This window comes from Streptomyces venezuelae, from assembly GCF_008642375.1.
Classification (GTDB): Bacteria; Actinomycetota; Actinomycetes; order Streptomycetales; family Streptomycetaceae; genus Streptomyces; species Streptomyces venezuelae_G.
Genome location: NZ_CP029194.1, coordinates 51439 through 63269, shown reverse-complemented (window position 1 = coordinate 63269; position 11831 = coordinate 51439). Strand labels below are relative to the sequence as shown.

Below are 11831 nucleotides of genomic sequence, written 5' to 3'. Positions count from 1 at the left end.
CTGTGCTGCCCCCAGCTCGGCACTGGGCTGGGGGCAGCACGTCAGGTCTGTCAGGTGCCGGCCTTCGGGTAGAGCAGGTTCAGCACCGAGAAGTCCTGGGACGACGGGTGCTGCGGGAACTCGGGAACCGACATGCAGCTGTTGGTCGACCCGTTGTGATCCAGCCCCAGTGCGTGGCCCATCTCATGGCACGCGACGCTGCGCCGTGCCGCGTAGGTGTTCGGCGTAACCTGATCGTTGAGCCTCACGACGACTGAACCGTCCACGAAGTACCCGCCGGAGGTGGTGTACGAGGTCTGGCCGTACCAGTCGGTTCCGTAGCTTCCGCTGTAGGTGTGCACGCAGTGGCGGCCGCTGGGGCAGCCGGCTGTGTACCAGCGGTAGTAGGCGTCGATGCCGGGCGCCTGGTACCAGTCGACCTGGGCGTCGCTCACCGGCCAACTGTCGCTGGTGTGGTCGAGGAAGTACACCTGCGGGTCGTTGTAGGCACCGTAGGACCACTTGGCACCGCACAGCGCGGACGCGGTTCCGACGATCGGGGAACAGCCGAGTGTCCCGAGGCCGGCTGTGGCTGTCGGTTCTGCGTCCTGCACACCGCGGATGCCTTGGCGCCGCAGTGACGCCCTCAGCTCATCGGGCGTGACACCTGCGGCAGGCTCGTAGATGGCGGTGTAGACGGTGCCGTCCTCTCGTTCCTGCACGACGTACACCGCTTCGTCGTGCTGGGCGACAGCGGTCTTAGGGTCTGTGCCGCGCAGCGGATCGGCAGCAGCTTGCGGCACCGTCAGCCCCATCAGCATCAGCATGAGGCCGACCAGTCCGACCATGGGTCTGGCTGCTCGTAACATGTAGTTCCCCCAATGTCGACGCCCCGACCGCGTCCGCGATCGAAGACATGGCGCCGCAGAGCAGACTGGCATGTATGCGTCAAAGACGGTGACTCCATTTTCGGGCGATCAATCGCAGAGTGGAACAAGGTGCGGTTGCTGTCGGTGATGTGCGTGCTGCCGTGCTCGACGGAATGGGACAGATGGTCGGCGGCCCTGCGCAAAGCGCAACAAGCGGAACGCCTCAGGACTTGGCCGGCTGATCAGTTCCCTGAGGGTGAGTGAGGGCTTTCCAACCGGGCTGCCGGGTTTAGCGGTTGGGCTTACAGACAGGTGAAGCCACTGGTAGATGGGTTTTCGACCAAGAAACAGCTCTCCACCTGAGGCTTGGCACGCTTGCTACCCGTCCGGCGTCGACGTGTCCAGTTCTGCCCTGCGCTGCCTGTCGGACCGGCTCCGCCGGCGCCGCAAGGAGCCCCGGTACCCGGTGGAGACGCCTGAATGCGGGGCGGCAGGCCTTGGCTCGCACTCGCCCATCTCCGCAACGGACACCCGTATACCCAGCTCGCGGGCGGATACGGCATCGGGACCACCACCGCCTATCGGTACGTCACCGAAGCCGTGGACCTCCTGGCTGCCCGCGCCCCAACTCTTGCGGAGGCGGTCCGGACCGTGGGAGACGCTGTCCGCCCGGGCAGAAGACAGTCGACCGCTCCCACGCGAAGATCCGAGCCCTGGCCGAACAGGCCGTCGCCACCCTCAAGACCTGGCGACTCCCGCGCAAGCTCCGATGCTCGACCACCCGCATCACCAACCCGGTCCAAGCCATCCTCTGCCCGCACCTGGCCAGCTCAGACTGAGGATGGAAAAGGCTCAGTGCCAACGGAGACCACATCGCGGACGCCGAGTTCACCACCACCACCGCGGGATATGCGGCGGCCCTGGCCTTCCTGAACGCCTACGGCCCGGTGATCGCGGTCGGCGTGGAAGGCACCTCGTCTTACGGAGCCGGGCTTCACCAGCGCCGCCCGCTCACACGGGTACCTGGTCGTCGAAGTCAACCGGCCCGACCGGCCCGAACGTCGCCGCATCGGCAAATCCGACCCCATCGACGCCTACGCCGCCGCCCGCGCGGCCCCTGTCGGGACGGGCGTCCAGCCCCCCAAAGACGACACCGTGGCCGGCGTACGTGCCTGCACAACACGCACATCCTCTTCACCGCGCCTGAAGAACTGTTGCCTTTCCCGGTGTGATTGGCGTGTTTCCGCTGGTTGCGGATTGGTGCGATGGACCCGTGGGAGTAGTGGCCTGTCAGATCGTCGTTCGCCGGGAGGTCTTGAATGCCTTCAGTCGTTGGACTACTGGAACAGCACGAGCTGGTTGCTCGGCGTCGGGTCGATGGCCTGCGTGAGGAGGCCGGCCGTATTCAGGCCGAGTTGGCCGCGGCTGAGGAGGAATGGCAGGAGTGGCGGTGCAGCCACCCGTCGGCCCAGACCAGGGCCAGGCGATGGTAAGCGGCAGCCACCGGTTCCAGCAGGATGCGGGCAGCGGCGCGATCGCCCACATCCGCAGCGGTGACCATCACGCCAGCAATGGGTCGAGGGGGTCGACCACGACGTGCCGCTTGCGTCCGTTGACCAGCTTGCCGCCGTCGAAGACCGTGGGCCGGCGGCGACCACGGCATCCGCCTTGACCGACTGCGAATCAATCACCCCAGCCATCGGCAGGGCATCGTGCCCTGCCCTCTCCCGGACCTGCCCGCCTCGGCCCTGCATCCGACCCGTCACCTGCCGCACGGCCGCAGCACCACCCGCACCGCGTCCGTCATGTCGCTCGGATACCGACGCTCTCGCAGCCGATTGCCGGACGTTTCCGGACCGATGAGCCAGACAGGCGTACTCCCGAGTACCCGCGGTGCACTGCACGGGCATCGACACCCAAACTGTGACACCAGGGCCTCATGACACTCGGTGACTCGACACCAGCGAGCTGTTCAGGAGGCTCTCCTCGCATGCGCCGAGAACCCGACAACCACCCGATCGAGACGGCCGATCGGGCACCAAGTCCGCAGAGCATGAAGACAAAAGCTACTTACGCGTCGGGGTGTTCCGGCAGGGCGAGCCAGTCCGACCAGGAGACCTCTCGGCCGAGGAAACGCGGCTGCTCGAACGGCCAGTCGGCGGCGATCCACTGCGGCACCAGCTCGTCGAGGGCCTGCTCGACCTTGCTGCCCACCAGTTCGTCCACCACCCACCAGGAGATCTCGCCGTCCGCGCCGGCCTTCTCCGGTGGGTCGATGTAGACGCAGCCGAGCAGAGCTGTCTCCGCCGCGTCGAACAGCGCGTAGTTGAAAGACTGGTGTGCGGCGATCTCCTTCTCGTGCCGCAACAGGTCGGCCTGGTCGGCCTCGTAGGTCATGGTGGCCGCGGGCCAGCCCCAGGCCGGGCCGAAGATCGTCCACAGCCGCTCACGCGAACCCATCACAGCCGGATAATCGAGCGGAGTGTCCGCCTCCCGGATCGGCCGCAGGTGATGACCACCGCCCGGCAGGGGCACCAGGACAGGATGGACGAAGTCATCGGGAAGCCAGCTCATAGCGCCCGACCGTAGCAGCGCACGGCCGTCCGCTCCCCTGGATTTTCCCCGGATACCGCCCGATCGACAGACTCCATGATCGGTATGGCAACGACTTCTCGGGGCGGGGCCTCTGGTTGCGGGGCCCTTGCTGCTGTGGTCGGCAGGTCGGATGCCGGCTGGGTGGAGTCGGGGCTCGGTTGCGATGTCGCGTGGCTGACGGTGTCGGCGTACACATGAGCGTCCCCACCCGCGTACGGATGAAGGGGACAGTTACTGATGCCTTGAGACCTGCTGCTCTCCGCTGCTTGGTCGGTGAGAGGCGGCGGAAGGCGGTCATCCCCGGCGCCCAGGCTCAGGTCGACTGGGGCGACGAGGGGTCCCGCTGCATCCGGAAGCGGTCGGTTTCGCCGGCCATTTCGACTTCGATATCGACGTCCTGGCCGCCTACCGGCCTACCGGCAAGGGCCATGTCGAACGGCAGGTCCTCATCGTCCGTGACCACGTTCTGCCCGGCCGGTCGCACACGTCCCTTCACCACCCGTCCGGGCACGAGGGAAGCGTCTTGAGCGAGCTGGTCTCCACCCGCATCCGCAATACGGCCGGCAAGCTCGGCCTGCCCCGCCTGGCCAAAACGATCAACGAGTACACGCGGCGGGTCAACGAGGGCAAGATGGGCTGCCTCGACTTCCTCGACATGGTGCTGCCAGAGGAGCCTGCCGTCCGCGACGACCGCCGCTTCCGCCGGGGCCTGCGGTTCGGCTCTCCCGGCTGCCACACCACAAGACACGCGACGAGTACGACGTCTCCTTCCAGCCCGCCCTCGACCCGCGCAAGCTCAAGGACCTCGCCACCCTCTCGTTCGTCGACGGCAAGGCGAACGCCGCTCTGCTCGGGCCGCCCGGGGTCGGCAAGACACACATCGCCGTCGCTCTCGCGGTCGCTGCCTGCCGGGCCGGCCATTCGATCCACTTCACCAGCCTCGACGACATGGTCCGCAACCTCTCAACCGCCGAAGCCGCCGACCGTCCGAGGAACAAGCTCGGCACCTACCTGCGGCCAAGCATTCTCGTCGCCGACGAGGTCGGCTACCAACCCCTCGGCGTGCGCCGAGGGGGCGGAGGCGGCAGTGGTGGTGGCGGTGTGAGGGGTGGTGGCGTGGGCGCTTTGGGTGCCGATGGGGACGACGACGCTGCCGAGTGCGGCGGTGAGCAGGGGCTTTGGGAGGAGTATCGATCGCCTGCCGATACCTTGCTGGCCGGTGGCCTCCGGCCGTCTGAGTAGTCGTATTCATTCCGCCGGAAGATCGACGCAGGCTCTTCGTTCCAAGCCCTTAGCGGCGGCAGCGTGGCTTGCAGGGGAGACCCGGGTGTTCGCGGTCGTCGAGGATCTTCTCAGCGGCGTCGGAGTGGAACGTGTGGGTCACCGGCCGCCGGCCTCGTGCAGCTTCAGGCGGAGTTCGGGCGGCAACGTCTGCGGCGGGGGTGTGCGATCGCGACGCCGCATGATGATCGCCAGTTTCTCTGCCGACGTCGCCGACGACCACGGCCGATGGATCCGAGACGCCATCCACACCTGGGTCGATGACCTCGGCTTCCATCTCAAGCCCGGCAGCCAGGCCGCTCCAACCGCTTCGACACCATCGGCGGCGGCCTCACCGGACGCGGCGCACACATCGCCATCGTGGACGACCCGGTCAAGGACATGGCCGACGCCGACTCCCCGACCATGCGCAAGCGCGCCTGGGACCGGTGGACCTCGGTAGGGCAGACCCGATTCGAACCCGTCGGCCCGAGCTTTCAGCCGCGCCCAGGTCCCTGGGTCTCCCGATCGTACGAAGGACCAGAATCAACCCGCCGACAAGGTAAGGAGCGCTTCACCTGGCGAGTCGAGCGCTTCGGTTGGCGGCCATCGTCGGGAGCGGGCGCCAGCTGGCGGGAACGTTGCGCATGACCAGAGCGCAGTCCAGGGTTGCGCTCCCTGGCGGGAAGCGGTCCGGGTCGTCGAAGAAGGACGACGTGGCGGAGCGAACCCGGCCGGCTTCCACGTGCCAGGCGTCGGTGTGCAGTTCCATGCCGTCCAGGTGGCGGCCGGACCTGGTGGCCGAGTAGCCCTTTGCCCCGTCTTGAAAGAAGAGGGAGGCCTCGGCGAGATCGGCGAAGAGCTTGCTGCCCCGCAGGTCGGCGGACGGCTCGACGGTGACGTCCACCCGGGTGTCGCCGTCCCACGTCGCGAAGGCGACACGCACCTGGCCGGGTGTCTCGTGCACCTCGAAATCGGCGCGGCCGTGTTCGCCGGGGAAGACGCGGCCTCCGGCCCAGACATTGAGTCGCGAGGCGGTATCGCGACGCGGGATGTAGACGCCGGTCTCGACGCCGTCCGGTCCGTCCCATTCGACGGCGATCCGATGCGCCGCGTTCTCGCTCCGCAGCCCGAACACCTTGGGGGCCCAGACCGGCCGGACACCTCCCAGCCGCAGTAGGCAGATGCCCGCGACCGCGTGGCCGTGCACCAGTTGCGGGCGCAGCGGCTGGGGAAGCAGGCGTGCCGCGGCTTCCGGGGCGACCCGGTAGTTCACCAGAAGCCGTCGTTCAACGACGCTGGACAGACGCGGTTGCCTCATGATCCCTCGCTCTGCGCTCCGGGGCGCCATTTGGTGTGGCGCAGGACGATCTGCTCGGGGCAGACGGCGCTGAGAAACCGACCGATGCAGGTGGCCAGGCGGTCCTCGGCCAGTGTGTAGAGGATCCGGTTGCCGTCCCGGCGCTCGGTGACCAGTCCCGCTCCTTTGAGCACGCCGAGATGCCGTGAAATGGACGGCGCGCTGATCGCGAACCTGCTCGCGATCTCGCCTGCCGCGAGCTCGCCACCTCTGAGGTCCTCAAGGATCTGGCGCCTCGTCGGATCAGCGAGTGCGCGGAAGGCCCCGGCCTCATCCTGAGCTTCTGTCATGTTAGATATTTAGCACATAAGCTAAAGATCTAACATAGGCCCGTTCGGGCGTGATGATGGGCACGGTCGCCTTTCGTCACTCGAGACATCGGTTCTCCAGATTCCTGAAACGGCAAGAAGTGTGGTCAGGAGATCTGGGCGGCAAGGCTGTCGAGGGCATCGGGGACGGTCTCCCGGCGCTGGCCGCCCTCCTGTCCGCGATCAAGGCCACGGCCAAGGGTGGCGTCGGCAAGCTCCGCGAGCGCCCGCAGGGACGCCGCTGCAAGGACGGCGAACAGTGGCCCGCCCTTCAGTGGCCGACCTGGCGTCCCGACATCCGAGCCGCTGTCATCTCCAAGGACCGCGTGTCGGCGTACACGTCAATCTGTACAAGGCGGTACAAGTGAACGTGCTTAGCCCGTCGGGTCGTACTCGTCGACGCCCAGGAACGCTCCAGTGGCGGCGAGGAAGTCCAGCACCTCCTGATCGAGAGACCAGCCGAAGATGTTGGGCTTCTCCTCGGCGTGCAAGTGGCTGTGCACGCTGGGTTCGTCGGCTTCTCTGAAGCGATGCGGCTTCCGCGCACGTTCGTCTCGTCGGGCTGGATGTCCTGGGTCTCGGCACAACCTGTCAGCCCGCAGGTCAGCAGCCTTGTCTCTGCAGTACCTGATAAGACGGGCCACCTATCATGGGGACATGAGTTCGAACGCGGGTGCTGAGAAGCGACCGGAGCTGAGTACGGCGTTGAGCGGGGACGAGCTGGCTCGCTGGTACTGGACGCTGGCCGAGCTGACCGTACTCGCCCGGGAGATCGGGGTGTCGCGGAGCGGTGGGAAGGTGGCGCTGACGGAGCGGCTGCGGGCCGCCTTGGACGGCGTCGCCCCGGCGGCCGCGCCGTCCCGGACGCGCAGCGCCGGCCACCAGCTTGCCGCGCCGGTGAACGGCTCCACCGTGATTCCCGAGGGTCAGCGGTGCAGTCAGGTGCTGCGCGAGTACTTCCGCCGGGAGATCGGCCCGGGCTTCCACTTCGATGCGTACATGCGAGCGTTTGTTGCCGAAAGCGCAGGGCGCACCCTGGCCGACGCCATCGCCCACTGGCACGCCACCCGCCGGACCGCTGCCCAGCTTCAAGAGATCGGCGCGCAGTTCGAGCTCAACCGCTTCCTGCGTGACTGGCATGCCGAGCATCCAGCTGGCAGTCGTACCGAAGCGCTCGCCGCTTGGAGGGCTCACCGCGACCGACCTCGTAGCCCGGCCGCGAGGTGACCGGTCCGCAGCGATGACCGGGTGCCGTAACGACGTCCGGGGCATGTCGCGCCGGCCCCTCGCCGCTTGGCTGACAGCCGATCCCTTTGCCGCACCCAGCAGTCCTGGCTGCGCTGGGGCGCTGCTCTTCTCGTCCAGCGGGCACCATGAGGCCGCGGGTGGCCCCCTCCGATGTCATTCATGCGTTTCCCTCGCTTCGCCAGTGAGGGTGGCTGGCATCAACCGCTGTGCTGGGGTGGTTCCCAGACGGAGGAGTCGTGTGCGAAGAGGACTCGGCGGGGGTCGAATTCGGTGAGTCGTTCCAGCCATGGCTGGTAGGTGGGAAGCGGCGGTTGGAGGCCGTGGAGGATGGCCTGGCGGGCCAGGTGGTCCGAGGCGAAATGGGATGCGAAGTCGTGGGCCTGGCCGGCGAGGACCACGGTGCCGTCGTTCTGTCGGATCACGAGCGACTGGTGCCCGGCGGTATGCCCGGGGGTGGGGATGATCCAGATTCCCGGCCAGACCTCGGCTTCTCCGGTGATCTCCTTGTAGGTGGCGCCGGGGAAGTCGACGAGTTCGTCGATGGTGTAGCCGCCTCGGCGGGCGGTGGCCAGCTCCGCGGACTGCACGAGGACGGGCTTGCCGGCGAGCAGGGGATTCCCGCCGCAGTGGTCGAAATGGAGGTGGCAGTTCACGATGAGGGAGATGTCCGTGAGGGTGACTCCTGCGGCCGAGAGGGCTGCCTCGAGTGGCCTGCGGTGGGGGCGGTAGCGGGCTTCCGTCTCTGGGTCGGCAGTGCCGACACCGGTGTCGAAGAGGATCAGTCCCTCGTCGCGGCGCACGAGATAGGCGAGGACGGGTTCAACTCGCGGCTGCGAGCCACCGGCTTCCGATGCCGGCCGGACGAAGGAGCCCAGGTCGAGTCGGCGTACTGCAGTCTGCTTGCTCGTCGGGTCATGCTGGCAGGCCGCCGTTGGGTCCTCCTGGGGCTTTTGCCGACAGCGGACTCAGACCCATCCGCCGGCGAGTGATCACCTTCCGCCGCCCACGGGATCCGGATCACCCGTCCGGTGAACGGGGTCGGGTTCACTGATCTTGTGGGGGGACCAGTGTCCGGAAGTGGTTCTGGGTGATCGCGTCGGTGGAGTGGAAGCGGGTTCCTCGGGTGCCTCTGGTGGCGAGTACGCGGTAGGTGTTCAGGGCGTATCAGAGGTATCGGTGTGGTGGGAGGTCGCGTAGTTGGGAGTCGTGGCTCTCTTCGGGGTGTGCGATCCACCGGTCCTCTCGGGCGTACGAGGACTTCGCCGATGATGACGGCGTTGTAGGCGTATTCCATGTGCCTTGGGCTTGTGCAGATGCAGCCGACCTGCTCGTGGCCTCCTGGCTCCTGGTGACCGCGCAGAGTGTGCTCGGACGACGGGTTCACCCCATGACGGGCCGGGAGATCCACTACACCGCATGCCGACCTGTCGGCGGCGAGGCGGCCATCGCGAGTGTTGACGAGGTGGCGGCCTGGCCTGGGCCGCGCACGGCGAGATCCCGCAGTACGTGCCGTACGGCCTCTTCGAGCCGGTACCGGTTCACCGTGCCGCTGATCGAACCTCATCCGCAGAGAACGGATACCCGCTTCCAGCCGTTGGCCGACCTCCTGGGCCCAGTCGCCGGGGCTTGTGTTCAGAGTCTTTACGAGCGCAGGTGCCTGCACTACGTTGCCGCAAGATTCAGCAACGCTTTTCAGTCATCGGTGTCGGGACGGCGCCGGGGCTTGCCTTCGTCTGCCTCCAGGAGTCGCCGTGCCCTCGTTCCCCCCTGCCCGCACCCCGAGCGGGCGCCGTTTCGGACTGCGTGTCGCGGCCGTCGGTGTCGCGGCCCTCGCCGCTCTCGTCGCGTCCGTGGCGCCCGCTCCGCTCGCCACGCCTGCCGCGGCCGCGGCAGGCGACCCTCTCGGCGCTCGCTACGACGCGACGGCGACCAACGTCGATTTCCGGATCTACTCCTCCCGCGCGACACGCATCGAGCTGTACCTCTACGGCGCGGCGACCGGAGCCCAGGAGGCCGCCGCGCTCACCCTCACCAAGGACTCCGCGACCGGAGTCTGGTCCGCGACCGTGCCTGTCACCACGATCCGACAGCCGTACGGCATCACCGGCCCGGTCTACTACGGCTACCGGGCCTGGGGTCCCAACTGGCCCTACGATCCTGCGTGGACGAAGGGCTCGTCCGCGGGCTTCATGACAGACGTGGACACGGCCGGCAACCGCTTCAACCCGAACAAGCTGCTGACCGACCCCTACGCCCTGGAGCTCAGCCACGACCCGCTCACCCCGAACGGCCCGTCGAAGACCGTCTACGGCACCGGCTCGTCCTATCGCACGGTGGACAACGGGACCCGGGCACCCAAGGGCATCGTGCTGGCGGCCGACGCGACGAGCACCGGAAGCAAGCCGACCCGGGCCTTGAAGGACGACGTCGTCTACGAGGTGCACGTCCGTGGCCTGACAAAGAACGACCCCTCCGTGCCGGCTGCCTACCGGGGCACGTACAAGGGTGCCGGGCTGAAGGCCGCCGACCTCGCGGCGCTCGGGGTCACGGCGGTGGAGTTCCTCCCCTTGCAGGAGACGCAGAACGACACCAACGACACCGATGCCACCGGGACCGCGGGCGACAACTACTGGGGCTACGAGACGCTGAACTTCTTCGCCCCGGACCGCCGCTACGCCGCGGACAAGGGCGCCGGAGGCCCGACCCGCGAATTCAAGGAGATGGTGCGGGCCTACCACGACGCGGGGATCAAGGTCTTCGCGGACGTGGTCTACAACCACGCCGCCGAGGGCGGACCGTGGAACGCCGGCGACAAGAACACCTACAGCCTGTTCAACATGCGCGGCCTGGACAACCCCACCTACTACTCGCTGACCGGCGACATGCAGGCGTCCTGGGACAACACCGGCGTGAACGGCAACCTCAACACCTACAACCCCGTCACTCGGAACCTGATCACCGACTCGCTCGCCCACTGGAGGAACACGCTCGGCGTCGACGGCTTCCGCTTCGACCTCGCACCCGTGCTCGGCAACACCTGCCAGCACGGCTGCTTCCAGTACAGCCGCACCGACCCCAACACCGCACTCAACCGCATCACCGCCCTCATGCCGCCCCGTCCGGCCGCGGGCGGCGCCGGGACCGACTGGATAGCAGAACCCTGGGCCCTGGGCAACGGCACCTATCAGGTCGGCAACTTCCCCGTCGGCTGGTCCGAATGGAACGACAAGTTCCGTGACACCGTACGCCGCGACCAGAACGCCATGGGCAACGAGAATGTCACCCCCAGCGACCTCGCCACCCGCCTCGCCGGCTCCTCGGACCTCTACCAGCCGAACGGCCGCGCCCCCTGGAACTCCGTCAACTTCGTCGTCGCGCACGACGGTTTCACGCTCGCCGACCTCTACCGCTGCAATACGAAGAGCAACAACCAGTCCTGGCCGTACGGACCGTCCGACGGTGGATCCGACGGCAACCTGTCCTGGGACCAGGCAGGCAACGCGGCCGACCAGCGCAAGGCCGCCCGCAACGGCCTCGCCCTGCTGATGCTGTCGGCCGGCACACCGATGATGACCGGCGGCGACGAGTACCTGCGCACGGTCAACTGCAACAACAACCCCTACAACCTGGACTCCTCCGCCAACTGGCTCACCACCTCATGGACCACGGACCAGAGCGCCTTCCGCACCTACTCCCAGCGCCTGATCGCCTTCCGCAAGGCACATCCCGCGCTGCGCCCGGCGGGCTTCTACAGCGCCGCCGACGGCAACGGCAACGGCATGGGCCAGCTCGACTGGTTCACTCCGGCCGGCAGCGCACCCGATGGCACCTACTGGGGCAACGCGAACAACCACGCTCTCGCCTGGCGCTACGACGGGACTGAACTCGGCGACCCGAACAGCGCGATCTACGTCGGCTACAACGGCTGGTCCGAAGACGTCGACTTCACCCTCCCCTCGCCCGGCGCGGGGAAGAACTGGTACCGCGTCACCGACACCGCCACCTGGGCCGAAGGCGCGAACCAGATCGCCCAGCCGGGCAGCGAGGCGCTGATCGGCGGTGCGGGAACCGTATACCGCCTCCACGGCCGCGCCACCCTCGTTCTCATCGCCAGGTAACCGCCTGACAGGACTCGTCGCCCGGCCCGGGGTCAAGGGCCGGTGACCGGGACTGCGGATCGTTCATCGCGGAGGTGGCCGGAGTCGGGCGGTG

Annotated in this window: 9 protein-coding genes and 3 pseudogenes; 5 read left to right on the top strand and 7 right to left on the bottom strand. The window is 67.7% G+C overall.

Annotated features, from left to right (window positions below):
- Positions 1–50: 50 nt before the first annotated feature.
- Positions 51–827: a matrixin family metalloprotease gene (locus DEJ46_RS00325; RefSeq protein WP_190622355.1), complete on the bottom strand. Its 777-nt coding sequence runs from the start codon at positions 825–827 to the stop codon at positions 51–53.
- 349 nt (positions 828–1176) lie between these two features.
- Between DEJ46_RS00325 and DEJ46_RS00320 the strand changes: the two are divergent.
- Positions 1177–1687 (top strand): annotated as a pseudogene (locus DEJ46_RS00320) (transposase family protein).
- A gap of 1231 nt (positions 1688–2918) precedes the next feature.
- Here the strand turns inward: DEJ46_RS00320 and DEJ46_RS00310 are convergent.
- Positions 2919–3422 (bottom strand): N-acetyltransferase, encoded by a 504-nt coding sequence (locus DEJ46_RS00310; RefSeq protein WP_150263334.1) that lies wholly within the window; start codon positions 3420–3422, stop codon positions 2919–2921.
- Between the two features lie 334 nt (positions 3423–3756).
- Positions 3757–3954 (bottom strand): hypothetical protein, encoded by a 198-nt coding sequence (locus tag DEJ46_RS40825; protein WP_190622353.1) that lies wholly within the window; start codon positions 3952–3954, stop codon positions 3757–3759.
- A 12-nt stretch (positions 3955–3966) separates the two neighbouring features.
- Between DEJ46_RS40825 and DEJ46_RS40665 the strand changes: the two are divergent.
- Positions 3967–4502, top strand: a pseudogene (locus tag DEJ46_RS40665) (ATP-binding protein); the annotation flags it as partial.
- A gap of 775 nt (positions 4503–5277) precedes the next feature.
- Here DEJ46_RS40665 and DEJ46_RS00295 read toward each other — a convergent pair.
- Positions 5278–6024, bottom strand: coding sequence for a DUF2071 domain-containing protein (locus tag DEJ46_RS00295; RefSeq protein ID WP_190622351.1), 747 nt, complete (start codon positions 6022–6024; stop codon positions 5278–5280).
- Positions 6021–6353, bottom strand: a complete 333-nt coding sequence (locus DEJ46_RS00290) for a metalloregulator ArsR/SmtB family transcription factor (RefSeq protein WP_150263333.1) — start codon at positions 6351–6353, stop codon at positions 6021–6023. Before DEJ46_RS00290 ends, DEJ46_RS00295 begins: the two co-directional genes overlap by 4 nt.
- A 173-nt stretch (positions 6354–6526) precedes the next feature.
- On the opposite strand from DEJ46_RS00290, the pseudogene DEJ46_RS00285 reads away from it, so the two are divergent.
- A pseudogene (locus DEJ46_RS00285) lies at positions 6527–6718 on the top strand (hypothetical protein); the annotation flags it as partial.
- A 27-nt stretch (positions 6719–6745) separates the two neighbouring features.
- Here DEJ46_RS00285 and DEJ46_RS40415 read toward each other — a convergent pair.
- A complete protein-coding gene (locus DEJ46_RS40415; RefSeq protein WP_263411741.1) occupies positions 6746–6874 on the bottom strand; it encodes a hypothetical protein in 129 nt (42 codons plus the stop codon).
- 154 nt (positions 6875–7028) lie between these two features.
- On the opposite strand from DEJ46_RS40415, the gene DEJ46_RS00280 reads away from it, so the two are divergent.
- Positions 7029–7598, top strand: a complete 570-nt coding sequence (locus tag DEJ46_RS00280; protein ID WP_150263331.1) for a DUF6434 domain-containing protein — start codon at positions 7029–7031, stop codon at positions 7596–7598.
- A 218-nt stretch (positions 7599–7816) separates the two neighbouring features.
- Here the strand turns inward: DEJ46_RS00280 and DEJ46_RS00275 are convergent, their stop codons facing one another.
- A complete protein-coding gene (locus DEJ46_RS00275) occupies positions 7817–8494 on the bottom strand; it encodes an N-acyl homoserine lactonase family protein (RefSeq protein WP_150263329.1) in 678 nt (225 codons plus the stop codon).
- Between the two features lie 876 nt (positions 8495–9370).
- Here DEJ46_RS00275 and DEJ46_RS00265 point away from each other — a divergent pair.
- Positions 9371–11737, top strand: a complete 2367-nt coding sequence (locus DEJ46_RS00265) for an isoamylase (RefSeq protein WP_223834424.1) — start codon at positions 9371–9373, stop codon at positions 11735–11737.
- Positions 11738–11831 lie beyond the last annotated feature (94 nt).

What these genes read in the sequence shown, in the direction of transcription:
- DEJ46_RS00280 (WP_150263331.1), top strand. Translation starts at nt 7,029, where the DNA reads ATGAGTTCGAACGCGGGTGCTGAGAAGCGACCGGAGCTGAGTACGGCG.
- DEJ46_RS00295 (WP_190622351.1), bottom strand. Translation starts at nt 6,024, where the DNA reads ATGAGGCAACCGCGTCTGTCCAGCGTCGTTGAACGACGGCTTCTGGTG.
- DEJ46_RS00290 (WP_150263333.1), bottom strand. Translation starts at nt 6,353, where the DNA reads ATGACAGAAGCTCAGGATGAGGCCGGGGCCTTCCGCGCACTCGCTGAT.
- DEJ46_RS00325 (WP_190622355.1), bottom strand. Translation starts at nt 827, where the DNA reads ATGGTCGGACTGGTCGGCCTCATGCTGATGCTGATGGGGCTGACGGTG.
- DEJ46_RS00310 (WP_150263334.1), bottom strand. Translation starts at nt 3,422, where the DNA reads ATGAGCTGGCTTCCCGATGACTTCGTCCATCCTGTCCTGGTGCCCCTG.